The organism is Devosia sp. (assembly GCF_014860165.1).
Taxonomy (GTDB): domain Bacteria; phylum Pseudomonadota; class Alphaproteobacteria; order Rhizobiales; family Devosiaceae; genus Devosia.
Window position 1 is genome coordinate 16340 of the sequence record NZ_JACZKG010000086.1, and the last position, 14454, is coordinate 30793.

The window sequence follows — 14454 nt, forward strand, 5'->3', positions numbered from 1 at the left end:
GAGTATTTCGCTTGAACGACCTCGAACTCTGGTACGATTCCTCCGCCTCGAAGTGGACCGACGCTCTTCCCCTCGGCAATGGCCGGCTCGGCGCCATGGTGTTTGGCGGCGTGGCGCGAGACGAATTCCAGCTCAATGAGTCCACGCTGTGGTCCGGCGGTCCCTACCAGCCCACCAATGCCGAGGCACGGCCCAATCTGGATGCGGTGCGCCAGCTCATCTTTGCCGGACGCTATGCGGAGGCAGAGGCCCTGGCCAACGCCCACTCGATGGCGCGCCCCTACCTCGAAATGTCCTATCAGCCCGCCGGGAACCTCTATCTCGATGTCGTGCATCCCGAGCTGTTCACGCAATACCGTCGCTCGCTCGATCTCGATCGGGCGGTGACGACCACCAGCTACCGCGTTGCCGGCGTGAGCTACACGCGGGAAGCGTTCATCTCGGCGACCCATGGCATCCTTGTCGTGCGTATCCGCGCCGATCGGCCCGGCTCAGTCAGCGTCGGTGTCGAACTGGCCAGCCCGCAGCACGGCCAGGTCCGCGTCGATGGCAGCACGCTGCATTTTGCCGGGCATAATATGGGCGAGCATGGCATTGTCGGTGCCCTGACCTTTGCCATGGAGGCACGGGTACTGCCCCAGGGCGGCAGCATCGCGGCCGAACCCACACGGCTGGCGGTCGAGAATGCCGATGCCGTCACCATCCTTCTCGACATCGCCACCAGCTTCGTGCGTTTCGACGATGTCTCCGGCGATCCGCAAGCCTGTATCGCGGCCCGGATGGCTGCCGCCGTCGAACTGGGCTTCGACGCCCTGCTTGAGGCCCATCTGGCGGAGCATCGGCGACTGTTCCGTCGGCTCGATATCGATCTCGGCCGCACCGCGGCGGCGGACCGGTCGACCTACTTCCGCATCAAGGAATTCGCCGAAGGCGACGACCCGGCGCTGGCCGCGCTTTATGTGCAATATGGCCGCTATCTGATGATATCAAGCAGCCGGCCCGGCACCCAGCCCTCGACCCTCCAGGGCATCTGGAACCGGGAAACCAGCCCCCCATGGGGCAGCAAATATACGACCAACATCAACCTGCAGATGAATTACTGGCTGCCCGACCCGGCCAACCTGGCCGAATGCATGGAGCCGCTACTCGACCTGCTCGATGACCTTACGGTTACCGGGCGGACCATGGCCGCCACCCACTACGGCGCCCGCGGCTGGGTTCTCCATCACAATACCGATCTCTGGCGGGCGACCGGTCCGGTCGATGGCGCGCAATGGGGCCTGTGGCCGACGGGCGGCGCCTGGCTCTGCGCGCAGCTCTGGAACCACGCCGCCTATGAGGGGTATCCCGAGAGCCTGGTGCGCCGGCTTTACCCGGCTCTGAAGGGCGCAGCCGAATTCTTCCTCGATACGCTGGTCCCGCTGCCCGGCACCGACCTGCTGGTGACCAATCCGTCGCTATCGCCGGAGAACGTCCATCCGCACGGCGCCTCGATTTGCGCCGGGCCTGCCATGGACAGCCAGATCCTGCGCGACCTTTTTGCGTCAACCATCGCGGCGGGCGCGCAACTCGGGCTCGATGCCGAGTTGCGCGCCGAGATCGCGGCAGCGGCGGCGCGGCTGCCACATGACCGCATCGGCAAGGCCGGCCAGCTTCAGGAATGGCTCGAAGATTGGGACATGGAAGTCCCCGAAATCCATCACCGCCATGTCTCCCATCTCTATGGCCTCTATCCGAGCTGGCAGATCAACCCCGAGGCAACGCCGGAGCTTTTCGCGGCCGCACAACGCTCGCTCGAAATCCGGGGCGACGACGCCACCGGCTGGGGCATCGGTTGGCGCATCAACCTCTGGGCCCGGCTGCGCGATGGCGACCACGCCTATGCCGTCCTGGCGCGCCTTCTGCACCTCGAGCGCAGCTATGCCAACCTTTTTGACGCTCACCCGCCATTCCAGATCGACGGCAATTTCGGCGGCGCAGCCGGCATTCTTGAAATGCTGGTGCAGTCCCGGCCAGGCCGCATCCATCTGTTACCCGCCTTGCCCTCCCGGTGGCGCAAGGGCCGCCTGCGAGGCCTGCGTGCCGTCGGCGGCATCGAGCTGGATATGAGTTGGGAAAACAGCAGGGTAACGGCAGTCCGCCTCGTATCACCGCTGGCACAATCGGTAACGATCGACGTCAATGGAGCGCAGCATGTGGTCCAGTTGGCCGCCACGGCGCCGGTAGAACTGGCCCTCTGACGAGGCGGCGCGCGATCGAGGTGGCAAAACTAGGTAAGGCAGCCGGCCCTTGGGCCTAGTCGGCTGTCTCGCGCGCCGCTTCCACCAGCCGTCGGTGTGCCCGGTAGACGCCCAATTGCTGGTCGACCAGCACGCCGATGAGGATGACCGTACCCATCACCGCGAAGTTAAGGGATGACGGAATGCCGAGCAGGTTGACCAGGTTCTGCAGGATCTGCAGCAGGATCGCGCCCAGGACAACGCCGATGATAGACCCTTCGCCGCCGCGCAAGGAAAATCCTCCCAGCACCGCCGCGGCGATGGCGTAGAGCTCATAGAAATTAGCCTGCGAAGAGGGCGATACTGACCGCGTATACATGGCGAAGAACACCGCCGAGAGCGCCGTCAGCGCCGCGCAGATGACATAGGCCGCGCCGATCACCAGATTGGTGCGGATGCCCGAGAAGCGCGCCGCCTCTTCGTTCTTGCCCACCGCGAACAGGTAGCGGCCGAATACCGAGCGATGCAGCACCACCCAGGCGATGACGGCCACCACGACCAGCAGCAGCAGCGAGGTGGGGACGCCATAGACGCGGGCGGTGAAGAAATCGAGGCCCGGATAGGTGCTGCCAAAGGGGAAGCCCGCAGTGGCGTCGCCAGTATACCCGCGCGCCACGCCGCGATAGATCAGCAGACCGCAGAGCGTCACCACAAAGGGCGGCATCTTGAGCCGGGTGATCAGCAGGGCATGCGCCAGTCCCAGCAGGATGCCCAGGATCAGCACGATCACCAGCGCAATCGGCCACGGTACGCCCTTGTTGCCGACCAGGTCGACAAACAGCACACCAAGCAGAGCGATCATCGAGCCAGAGGACAGGTCGATGCCCCCGGTGATGATGACGAAGCCCTGGGCGATCGAGAACAGGCCGAACAACCCGATCAGATTGGCGGTGTTGGAGATATTGTTGGGCGACAGGAACAGCGGGTTGCGCAGGTAGACGCCCGCCGCAACCACCAGGATCAGCACGAGAAGGCCGGTGTCTTTCTTGCTCACTGCACGTTTCTCCCCGAACCAACCGGCTTGCCCACGGCAAGCAGCAGGACGTTTTCCTCACTGAATTGATCGCGTTCCAGCATGCCGGATATCCCGCCCTCATGCATGACGGCGATCCGATCGGAGACGCCGATCACCTCCTCCATGTCGCTTGAGATCATCAGCACGGCGACGCCGGAATCGGCCAAAGCGCGCATCAGCCGATAGATCTCCGACTTGGCGCCGATATCGATGCCGCGCGTGGGTTCGTCGAAGATGATGACGCGCGGCGCCATGGCCAGCCACTTGGCCAGCACCACCTTCTGCTGATTACCGCCCGACAGCGACCCGGTGCGCGTATCGACCGTGGGTACCTTGATAGCCAGCTGCGAACGGCTCTGCTCGGCCTGGCCGCGCTCGCGCTCCGCCGAGACCAGCGCCGCCACCGCATAGGCAGTGAGGTTGGGCAGCGAGATATTTTCGGCCACCGACAGATCGAGCAGGATGCCCGTGCCCTTGCGGTCCTCGGGCACGAGGAAGATGCCGTGCTCGACCGCATCCCTGGCGCCCGCAATGCGGATGGGCTTGCCATTGCTGACCAGCGTACCGCCATAAATGGGGTCGATGCCGAAAAAGGCCCGCGCCAGCTCGGTGCGCCCCGAGCCGACCAGGCCGGCCAGTCCCAGGATTTCGCCGCCATGCAAATCGAGGCTCACAGCATGATGCGGATAGGCGGCGGTGCGAATGTCCCGTGCCGCCAGGGCTACGGCGCCACGATCAGCCTTGGGCGGCGCATAGATGACCTTGAGTTCGCGCCCGATCATCAGCTTGACCAGCCGGTCGTGGCTGATTTCGTCCTTGGCCAGCTTGCCCACCAGCCGCCCGTCGCGCAGCACCACGACACGGTCGCAGGCGCGCTCGATTTCGCCGAGCCGGTGCGACACGAAAATCACCGCGATACCGCGCGCCCGCAGCCGGTCGATAACCGCCAGCAGCTTCTCGGTCTCGGCGATGGGCAGGCTTGATGTGGGTTCGTCGAGGATCACCAGCCGCGCATCCTGCGACAGGGCCTTGGCAATCTCGACCAGCTGCTGCTGCGCCAGCGACAGCTTGGACACCGGTGTATCCGGCGAAAAATTGGCACCCAGTTGTTCGAGCAGCGGTAGCACAGCCGCGCGCTGCCGGGCGGTATCGACCAGGTTGAGCACACCGAAGTGGCGCGGCTCGCGGCCGATGAACACATTGGCGGCGACATCGAGATTGTCGAACAGGTTGAGTTCCTGATGCACGAAGGCGATGCCGGCACGCAGCGATCCCCCCACGGTCAGCGCTGCATAGGGCACACCATCGACCTCGATCGTGCCGCTGTCGGGTGTGGTGACGCCGCCCAGGATCTTCATCAGCGTCGATTTGCCGGCGCCGTTTTCGCCGACCAGACCAATGACTTCGCCGGGTCGTATCTCAAGGTCGAGGCCATCGAGGGCGAGCACGCCGGGATAGGATTTGCGGACGCCGCTCAGTCGCAGGAATGGCTCCGCCGCTGCCGGCGCAGGTGCAGCCGGGGCAGGGGCGCCAGTGGCAGATTGGCTCAGGGTCATGGCAGGTCCGAGACTACAAGAAACCGGCGGCGTGGCAACAAGCCACGCCGCCGGAAGATCGGTGCAAGGGATCAGCCGCCGATCTTAGCCTTCAGGTCAGCCTCGAATTCATCGACATTCTCGGCATTGATGACCTTGGTTGGCACGATGATCAGGCCGTCTTCCGGAATGCCTGACTTGTCGCCTTCCAGATACGCCGCCATCAGCTTCATGCCCTGGTAGCCCCATTCGTAGGGCTGCTGCACAACGGTGGAGGCAAAGCTGCCTTCGCGGACGGCACCCAGGGTGACCGGGTCTTCGTCGAAGGCAACCACGGTAATCTGGCCGAGCTTGCCGGCGGCCTGCAGGGCTTCGTAGATCTTGGGCGGGTTGTAGGAGTAGAACCCGACCATGCAGGTGATTTCCGGATTGGCGACCAGCACGTCATCGACATTGGTGCGGGCGCGGGCAAAGTCCACGTCATCGCCGCGCACATCGACCAGCTCGATATTGTGCCCCTCGATCGCCTGCTTGAAGCCGGCGATGCGCTCCTTGGCATTGTCGGCGCCCAGGAACCCGACAAAGCCCATGCACTTGCCGCCATCGGGCAGCGCCTTGACCATCTCCTCACCCGCCTGCACGCCAGCCAGCGTGTTGGACGAACCCAGATAGGCAATGCGGTCGCTCTGCGGCGCGTCGCTATCGGTAGTGAACAGCGGCACCTGGGCGGCAATGCGGTTGAAGGCGTCGATCGAATTGGCCGGATCGGCCGAAGAGATCATGATGGCGTCGGTGCCGGCGGCGACCAGGTCATCCATCAGCGAGTTCTGCAGGGCAGCCGTCCCTTGAGCCGGATAGCGGAACTGCACTTCGTAGTTGGGCAGCTCTTCCTGCGCCTTGTTGACGCCGGCCTCGGCCAGCTTCCAGAAATCTGATGCAGCATTCACCACAAAGGCGAGCTGCTGCTTGTCCTGTGCCTGGGCCGAAATGCCCAGCATCAGGCTGGCTGCCACAAGGGCAGTGAACGTCATTGCATGCTTCATAATCCGTCCTCCCTGGCCGTGCGACATGCACGGCTATTCTCATGGTTAGTGGTGTCCCAACCCAGCCTTGTCGCTGCAGTCCGCCTCCTCCGGTGACTGCGGCCTGGGTTTTGACCGACGCTCGATAAGTTATGAATGTACCGGTCAGGTCCCGTGCCTGGCTCTGCCCTCCTATTCTCCGATGTCCTTGTTGCGCAGGCGGTCGAACGCGACTGCCAGCACGATGAAACCTCCGACGAAGCTGCCTTGCCAGAAGGTGCTGATGCCCAGCAGCGTCAGGCTGTTGCGGATGATTTCGATGAGCGCGGCGCCCACGATGGCGCCAAGGGCCGTGCCGCTGCCACCGGCGAGGTTGGCGCCGCCGATGACGGTTGCCGCGATCACGGTCAGTTCCATGCCGGTGCCCAGGCCCGTGGTCACCGATCCCAGCCAGCCCGCCTCGAGGAAGCCGGTAATACCGGCACAGAACGAGACGAACATATAGACCGAGACCTTGACGGCCTTGACTGGTACGCCGGTCAGGATAGCCGCGCGCTCATTGCCGCCGATGGCATAGAGATAGCGCCCCCAGCGCGTCCAGCGCAGCGCAAAGGCTGTCACCATGCCCAGCGCCACCATGACCAGCACGGGGTTGGGAATGGGCAGGCCGAACAGGCTCACTGAACCGCCGCCGATGGCGAACAGGATGGCCTGATCGGGGCCGAACTCGTAGATCAGCGCATTGTTAGACATCACCATGCCGATGCTGCGCGCGATCGACATCATGCCAAGTGTCACCACGAAGCTCGGCATGCCCGCTATGGCGATCAGCGTGCCATTGATGGCGCCCACCAGCAGGGAAGCTCCCATGGCGGCCGGAAAGGCCAGTGTGATCGGCAAGCCGGCATGCATGATGACAGTTGTCGTCATGGCCGAGATCAATACCGTCGAGCCGACGGAGAGATCGATCCCGCCGGTGATGATCACGGCGGTCATGCCGATGGCCACGATGGCGACGAAGGCGAAGTTGCGGGTGACATTAAACAAGTTGTTGGGCGTGGCGAACGTGCTGGTCAGCATGGACATGGCTATGACGGCAAGGATCGCGGCAAGCAGCACCCAGAAGATCTGGCGGCTGACCAGCCAGGACCCAAACGTGGTGTGGGTCTGCTGGTCGATGGCTTTCTGCAAGGAGGTGTCGGCGCTCATGATAGGTCCTTCTACGCGCGTTCGATGGCGCCGGTGATCAGGCCAGTCACCTCTTGCGGTGAACTGTCGGCCACGCGCTTGTCGGCCACCATCTGGCCGCGCCGCAGCACCAGCAGCCGGTCGCACACCGCGAAGATGTCCGGGATGCGGTGGCTGATGAGCACGACCGCCATGCCCTGCTCACGCAGGCGTCGTATCAGGTTCAGCACCTCCGCCACCTGGCGCACACTGATGGCTGCGGTTGGCTCATCCATCAGCACGATGCGCGGATTGGACAGGCGTGTGCGCGCGATGGCTACCGCCTGACGCTGGCCGCCGGACATGCGCCGCACCAGGTCGCGTGGGCGGGTTTCCGACTTGAGCTCGGCAAACAATTCGGCCGAACGCCGGTACATTGCCTGGTAGTCAAGCAGCTCCGGCAGGAGAAACTGCCACCACTTACGCCGCCTGTACCACGGCAGTTCCGCCTGGGCAGTGGTCTTGGCAAGCGTGGTCAGTTCCCGGCCAAGAAAGATATTGGCTGCCGCCGTCAGATTGTCGGCAAGCGCCAGGTCCTGATAGACGATCTCGATACCCTTGGAGCGTGCGTCCTTGGGTCCGTGCAGCTCCACTGCCTGCCCATTGAGGCGGATCTGGCCTTCGCTGGGATGGAAGTTGCCGGCAATGATCTTGACCAGCGTGGTCTTGCCCGCGCCGTTGTCGCCAACCAGCCCGACAACCTCGCCCGCTTGCAGCGTCAGCGAGATGTCAGTCAGTGCTGTTATCGCACCATAGTGCTTGGAAATACCTTCGAGTTCCAGAACCGCCATTGCGGCGTGCCTCCACCTGTCGCCGCAGGCTGCTTCCTGCTTGATATTAGTAATAGCAGTTTGGCAGCGAGGCTGGCGCTCGTCAATGCCCATCCGCGCCTTGGTGCCTCTATCGTGTGCGGAATTGAGCGCGGTCGATGATGATATTGTGCCTATCCGGTCTTTAATATTTTCACATTGACGGCGTTGAGTGGAGCTAATTAGTATTAGTCGCGGGAGGGCGTCATGCTTTTGTTAATTACCGGGGCAACCGGGAAGGTCGGCCAGGTTCTGCTCGGGCGCATTCTGGCCGACCCGCGCTGGGCAGGTGCGCGCATTCGCGCCCTCTGCCACAACCGCTCGCTGCCGCCGCATGCGCGGGTCGAAAGCATCAAGGGCACGATTGCTGACCGCGCCACGGTCGAGGCGGCCATGGCCGGGGTCACCCACGTCATCCACATGGCCACGGTCAAGGAGGACCCGCAGCAGGCCATGGATGTGTCGGTCAAGGGCATGTTCTGGCTGCTGGAGGCCTTTCGCAGCAGCCAGTCGGCCGAACAGTTCATGCTGATCGGCGGCGATTGCTCCGTCGGTCACATATCGGTCGCCTACGATGCGCCGATCACCGAGTCGTCCCCGCGCCGGCCCTATCCGGGCGTCTATGCACTGTCCAAGGTGCTCGAGGAGGTCATGCTCGAGCAATACTACATCCAGTACGGCATCAATGGCTGCTGCCTGCGCGCGCCCTGGATCATGGAGAAGGACGACTTCCGCTACGCCCTGAGCTTCGGCGCGGACCAGTTCGGCGGCCCGGCCTGGAGCAGCGTGATTTCTGCCGACGAGCAGGCCCGTTTTGCCCGCGAGGGCAGGGTGCCGCTGCTCATCGACGCTGCCGGCCAGCCCCTCAGGCGCAGTTTCATCCATGTCACCGATCTGGTCGAGGCCATGCTGTCGGCGCTGGATAACCCCGCTGCCCACCAGCAATTGTTCAACATCGCGATGAACCGGCCGCTCGACTACGGCACCGTCGCCGTCCACCTGGCGCGGACGCGCGGGCTCGAGAGCGCCCGCATCGAGACGCCATTCCATTCCAACTGGCTCGACAACAGCAAGGCGCGTCACGCGCTGAACTGGGAGCCGAACTACGACGCCATAAGTCTTGTTGATGCAGCCTTCGCCTACCAAAGGGCCGCGGATGATCCGCGCAAGGTCTGGTACGTCGGCTGAAGCAACCGGGGTCCGATAACGGACAAAGTCACATAGGGAGGACGCTATGAAGAAGACTATGCTTGCCTTGGCCGGACTTGCCATCGTTGGAGCGCTATCCGGCAGCGCTTATGCCCAGGACAAGAAGATCCTGGCGGTCGTGGTGAAGGGGTTGGACAATCCGTTCTTCACGGTCATGGGACAGGGCTGCGCCGATTGGAACGCGGCCAATCCCGACAGCGAATATGAGTGCCTCTATACCGGCCCGGCCTTGAGCTCGGACGAAGCCGGCGAAGTCCAGATCGTGCAGGACCTGATCAGCCGCGGCGTGGCCGGCATCGCCATCTCGCCGTCAAACGCCCCGGCCATGGCCAACATGCTGCGCTCGGCAGCCCCGACCATGCCGATCATCACGGTTGATGCCGATCTGCTGCCGGCCGACGCCGATCTGCGCAAGACCTATTTCGGCACCAACAACTATGACATGGGTGTCGGCATGGCCAATGAGCTGATGAAGCTCAAGCCCGAAGGCGGCACCGTCTGCCTGCAGCTCGGCAACGTCGCCGCCGCCAACATCAACGAACGTGCCGCGGGCTTCCGCGACACCATTGCCGGAACCAAGGGCATCGAGCGCCTGGCCGATACCAATGGCTGGACGGAAATCGATGGCTGCCCGGTCTTCACCAATGACGATATCCCCACTGCCAACCAGCAGATGGCCGACGTGTTTACCGCCAATCCGGATCTGACTGCCTTTATCCTGGTGGGCGGCTGGGCCCAGTTTGGTCCGCAAGCCTATGCGCAGAACACTGACCAGGTGAAGGCTCGCCTCGACAGTAAGGAACTGATCATCATCGCCGGCGATACGCTGCCGCCGCAGGTTCAGGCCTTCAACGAGGGACGCAGCCATTTCCAGATCGGCCAGCGGCCTTACCAGATGGGCAACGAAGCGCCTGATATCCTGATCGAGCTCATCGGGGGCGGCACGGTCGAAGATCCCAAATTCACCGGCCTCGACCTGTGCACGCTGGAAGACCCGGGCATCTGCGCCCCATAGTCTCCTCCCGCGACAGGTGGACGCGTCTCGACGCGTCCACCACCCGCCCAATTGCGTGCAAGTCCTTGCGCCCACATGCTGTTCCTGGCGCGAACCTGCTGGTGGCCCGCCGCAATCGGCGCGCGGCGAACAAGACTTGATTGAAAGACGCGCTAAACATGGCTGACAGGGCATCGGCGAAACAGACAGGCAATGGCGTCAAGGAACAGCGTCGACGCGTCACCATGACCGATGTCGCCAAGGCCGCCGGCTGCTCGCAGGCCACCGTATCTTTCGTGCTCAACCGCACACCGGGCATGAAGCTGTCGCAGCAGACCCGGGACCGCGTTATCGAGACCGCCCGTGCCCTGGGCTACGTTTCCCCGACATTTCCGGTACGCACCAATAGTGCCAGCGCCAGTGTCCAGCCGATCGATGGCATCATCGGCTTCGCAGTCGACCAACTGGCGACCAGTCCCGAGGCTGTGGTAGCGATCGAGGGCGTACGCCAGGCCTCCTGGAATGCCGGCAATATCGTGCTCGTGGCGCAGACGCTGTGCGATGACGAGATGGAGCCGCGGACACTCAGGGCGCTGACCGGGGCAGGGGTTTCCGCCCTGATCTATATGGCCATTTTCACACGCGAGATTGTCGCTCCCCCCTATCTGTCGGAGCTGGATATCCCGGTTATCCTGCTCAACTGCTACACCGCCGATCATGCCTTTCCGGCCGTGGTGCCCAGCGAGATCGCCGGCGGGCAAATGTCTACGCGCCACCTCATCGACCACGGGCACCGGCGCATTGCCACCATTACCGGCGAACCCTGGATGGAGGCGGCCGAGCACCGGCTCAAGGGCTACCGCCGCGCCTTGGCGACGGCCGACATTCCATTCGATCCCGACCTGGTGGTGGAGGGCGACTGGTCAGCCGGCGCCGGTTATCGTGCGACCGTACAACTGCTGGCCCTGCCCGATCGTCCAACCGCTATCTTCTGCCAGAACGACCGCACGGCCATCGGCTGCTACGAGGCGCTCAAGGAGGCCGGTCTCTCCATTCCCGAGGATATGTCGGTTGTTGGCTATGACGACGAGGAAATCGCCCGCCACATGCATCCGCCCCTGACCACCTCCATCCTGCCCCATCGGGCCATGGGCATGTGGGCAGTGGAGCAGCTCGCCGCCCATGTCCCGGACTCCAAGCGCTATCCGATCACCAAGATAGAGTGCCCGCTGGTCGAGCGCGCCTCGGTTGGCCCGCCGCGCCGCTAGCGACCCTGGCCAATGAAGTTGGCGGCCCGTTCCGCGATCATGATGACCGGGGAATTGGTGTTCCCCGAGACGATGGTTGGCATGATCGAGGCATCGACCACCCTGAGGCCACCCAGGCCATGCACACGCAACTGGCTATCTACAACCGCCATGGCGTCCGACCCCATCTTGCAGGTGCCAACCGGGTGGAAAATGGTGGTCGCAATGTCGCCGGCCTTGGCCGCCAGTTCGGCATCGCTGGCAAATTGCGGTCCGGGGAGCATTTCTTCCGGCTCATAGCGGGCGATAGCGCTGGTTCCCATGAGGCGGCGCGCATGGCGGATCGAATTGGCCGCCACGTGGCGATCGGCTTCGGTCGAGAGGTAGTTGGGCTTTATCCTGGGAGCCACGCCGGCATCCGGCGTCGACATGTGAATGCTGCCCCGGCTCTCCGGCCGCAGGTTGCAGACGGATACGGTCACGGCATCAAACTTGTGCAACGGCTCGCCGAGCCGGTCCGTCGACAGCGGCTGGACGTGATATTCGAGGTCGGGCGTCGCCATGCGCGGGTCGGATTTGGCAAAGATGCCGAGCTGGCTGGGCGCCATGGACAGTGGCCCGCTGCGCCGCAGCACATATTCCAGCCCCATGCCGGCGCGGGTCACCAAGTTATGGTAGCGCGTATTGAGAGTGCGGGCATTGCGCACCTTGAACACTGTGCGGATCTGCAGGTGATCCTGCAGATTTTCGCCCACGCCATCGAGCTGGTGGTTGACGGCAATGCCCAGAGCGCCCAGCACATCGGGCCGGCCAATACCCGACAGTTCGAGCAGCTTGGGGGAGTTGACGGCGCCGGCCGCCAGGATCACTTCGCGCCCGGCGCGGGCGGTGACACGCTTGCCACCGTGCTGGAATGTGACGCCGGTTACCTTCTTGCCGTCCATCAGCAGGCTTTCAGCTTCCGCACCGGTCAGCACGCGCAGGTTAGGGCGCTGCATGGCGGGGCGTAGGAAGGCCTTGGACGTGTTCCAGCGCACGCCGCCGCGCTGATTGACCTCAAAGTAGCCGGAGCCAAAATTGTCGCCGCCATTGAAATCGGCAACGCGCGGGATGCCCATTTCCTCGGCGGCCGCCTGGAAGGCGTCGAGGATGGGCCAGGAAAGGCGCTGCTTTTCCACCCGCCATTCGCCGCCGGCATGGTGTCCCTCAGAAGGGCCAGCGTGGTGATCCTCGGACTTGAGGAACCAGGGCAGCACATCGTCCCAGCCCCAGCCCAGGTTGCCCTGTTGGCGCCAGCCGTCATAGTCGGCCGCCTGGCCGCGCATATAGATCATGCCGTTGATCGAGGAGCACCCGCCAAGCACCTTGCCCCGCGGATAGGGCAGGGCCCTCCCGTTGAGGCCGGGCTCCGGCTCGGTCCGCATCATCCAGTCAGTGCGCGGATTGCCCATGCAATAGAGATAGCCGATGGGGATATCGACCCAGTGATAGCGGTCGCTGCCGCCAGCTTCCAGCAGCAGCACCGAATGTCGCGGGTCTTCGCTCAGCCGATTGGCCAGCACGCAGCCGGCCGAGCCGGCGCCGACGATGATGAAGTCATACTGGCCCAGATCGGCGGTCATGGCTGGCCCATTTTGGCCCAGACGGGCGTCATGGCCACCGTCAGTTGCGTGAACAGGTCCCGGCGTGCCGCATAGTGGGGTCGGTTGTTTGCCTGCGGAGCGTAGTGCCGGGCCGGCGCTGTCATTGCCTTGGTGCCCGCGGCGTAATCGGCGAAGAGGCCGACGCCGGTTCCCGCGGCGATAGCCGCACCCAGCGCTCCGGTTTCGCGGCTGCGCGAGACCGTGACCGGTACGTCCAGCACATCGGCGAAGATCTGCGGCCAGACGGAGCTGCGCGACCCGCCGCCCGACAGCGTTGCCGATGAAATGACCGCTCCGGCGCGCCGCAGCACGTCAACATGGCGGGCGTGCTCGAACACCACGCCCTCGAACAGCGCCCGTAGCATATGAGCCCGGCTGTGCCAGCCGCCAATGCCGTAGAAGCCCGCTCGCGCCCGGCCATTCTGCTGCGCACCATAGAGGAAGGGATGATAGATCGGGGTATCCTCTGATGCATTGACTGAGCCCACCAGGTCGCTGGCCAGCCCGAACCGATCGCCTTGCACCTCGCCCATGAACTGGTGCACCAGCCATTCCAGATTGGCCGCCGAGGTGGCGCTTGATTCAATCGCCAGCCAGCGTGTGCGGTCAAAACTCGATTGCATGAAAACGGGCGGCTGGTCGATGGGCTGGTCAAGCACCACCTGATTGATGCTCCAGCTACCGGCGATAATCGAGGCCTGCCCGGTCTCGGCAACGCCCGAACCCAGCGCACTGGCCACCACGTCGAACAGGCCCGCCACAACAGGCGTTCCGGCCACGAGGCCGCTCTGTGCCGCGACCTCTGGGGTTACGTGCCCGGCAATGTCGGCGCTTTCGAGCAATTCGGGCAACATGGGCATGGCGTCACCCAGCCCGTAAAGCTGCATGAGGTCGGCATCGTAGGCTCGACCATGGACGGAGAGCAGCCCGCAGCCGGACATGTCGGTCGTCTCGCTGACCCGGGCGCCGGTGAGCCGTCCGACGACGATATCCTTGCACAGCAGCACCGTGCCGATCTGGCCATAGAGTTCTGGCCGATGCCGCTTCACCCAGGCGAGCAGCGTCGGCGTCTGCGCCGACCACGGCCCCTGGCGGCAGATGGCATAGGCGCGAGCCCCGAGCTCCTGCGCGGCCCATTCCCCCACTAGATCGACGGCCCGCGTATCGAGCGACTGGATACCGATCAGCGGCTTGCCCGATCGGTCGAGGGCATAGAGCCCGTTGCCATGGCCAGCGCAGCCGATGGCGCGGATATGTGCCGGATCGATGCCGGCCTTGGCGATGCAGGCTGAGATCACCGTGACGGCATTGGCCCAGAGCTCATCCAGATCGCGCTCGACATGACCGGGGGCCGGCAGGTTGGCATGGCCATCCTGGGCCACCACGGCCAGCTCGCGTCCATCGGCCGCGTCGAACAAGGCAGCCTTGATGACGGTATTGCCCGCATCCAGCCCCAGCAGATAATCGGGCATCG

11 protein-coding genes are annotated in these 14454 nt (G+C 64.1%); 4 read left to right on the forward strand and 7 right to left on the reverse strand.

From position 1 onward, the window contains the following. The first annotated feature begins 11 nt into the window (after nucleotides 1-11). Nucleotides 12-2240, forward strand: a complete 2229-nt coding sequence (locus tag IH615_RS21575) for a glycoside hydrolase family 95 protein (RefSeq protein ID WP_291365280.1) — start codon at nucleotides 12-14, stop codon at nucleotides 2238-2240. Nucleotides 2241-2295: 55 nt separating this feature from the next. On the opposite strand, the gene IH615_RS21580 is transcribed toward IH615_RS21575, so the two are convergent. The 5 genes from IH615_RS21580 to IH615_RS21600 all read right to left on the reverse strand — a co-directional run bounded on the left by IH615_RS21580 (nucleotide 2296) and on the right by IH615_RS21600 (nucleotide 7869). After that, nucleotides 2296-3273, reverse strand: coding sequence for an ABC transporter permease (locus tag IH615_RS21580; RefSeq protein WP_291365282.1), 978 nt, complete (start codon nucleotides 3271-3273; stop codon nucleotides 2296-2298). Continuing rightward, entirely contained in the window at nucleotides 3270-4850 is a 1581-nt protein-coding gene (locus tag IH615_RS21585; RefSeq protein ID WP_291365284.1) for a sugar ABC transporter ATP-binding protein, read from the reverse strand. Before IH615_RS21585 ends, IH615_RS21580 begins: the two co-directional genes overlap by 4 nt. A 71-nt stretch (nucleotides 4851-4921) precedes the next feature. Further along, on the reverse strand, nucleotides 4922-5872 hold the full coding sequence (locus tag IH615_RS21590) for a sugar-binding protein (protein ID WP_291365286.1): 951 nt from the start codon (nucleotides 5870-5872) through the stop codon (nucleotides 4922-4924). A 171-nt stretch (nucleotides 5873-6043) separates the two neighbouring features. Next, complete coding sequence (locus IH615_RS21595; protein WP_291365288.1) at nucleotides 6044-7060, reverse strand: ABC transporter permease; 1017 nt, start codon at nucleotides 7058-7060, stop codon at nucleotides 6044-6046. 11 nt (nucleotides 7061-7071) lie between these two features. After that, nucleotides 7072-7869: an ATP-binding cassette domain-containing protein gene (locus IH615_RS21600; RefSeq protein ID WP_291365291.1), complete on the reverse strand. Its 798-nt coding sequence runs from the start codon at nucleotides 7867-7869 to the stop codon at nucleotides 7072-7074. A gap of 225 nt (nucleotides 7870-8094) precedes the next feature. Between IH615_RS21600 and IH615_RS21605 the strand changes: the two genes are divergently transcribed. The 3 genes from IH615_RS21605 to IH615_RS21615 all read left to right on the forward strand — a co-directional run bounded on the left by IH615_RS21605 (nucleotide 8095) and on the right by IH615_RS21615 (nucleotide 11358). Then, a complete protein-coding gene (locus IH615_RS21605) occupies nucleotides 8095-9075 on the forward strand; it encodes an NAD(P)-dependent oxidoreductase (protein ID WP_291365293.1) in 981 nt (326 codons plus the stop codon). Nucleotides 9076-9121: 46 nt separating this feature from the next. Beyond that, nucleotides 9122-10111, forward strand: a complete 990-nt coding sequence (locus IH615_RS21610; protein ID WP_291365295.1) for a substrate-binding domain-containing protein — start codon at nucleotides 9122-9124, stop codon at nucleotides 10109-10111. A gap of 158 nt (nucleotides 10112-10269) precedes the next feature. Then, complete coding sequence (locus IH615_RS21615; protein ID WP_291365297.1) at nucleotides 10270-11358, forward strand: LacI family DNA-binding transcriptional regulator; 1089 nt, start codon at nucleotides 10270-10272, stop codon at nucleotides 11356-11358. Here the strand turns inward: IH615_RS21615 and IH615_RS21620 are convergent. Both IH615_RS21620 and IH615_RS21625 read right to left on the reverse strand, forming a co-directional pair. Next, complete coding sequence (locus tag IH615_RS21620) at nucleotides 11355-12959, reverse strand: GMC family oxidoreductase (RefSeq protein WP_291365299.1); 1605 nt, start codon at nucleotides 12957-12959, stop codon at nucleotides 11355-11357. The genes IH615_RS21615 and IH615_RS21620 overlap by 4 nt on opposite strands. Continuing rightward, nucleotides 12956-14452, reverse strand: coding sequence for an FGGY-family carbohydrate kinase (locus IH615_RS21625; protein WP_291365301.1), 1497 nt, complete (start codon nucleotides 14450-14452; stop codon nucleotides 12956-12958). The genes IH615_RS21620 and IH615_RS21625 overlap by 4 nt, the downstream gene beginning before the upstream one ends. Between the last annotated feature and the right edge of the window lie 2 nt (nucleotides 14453-14454).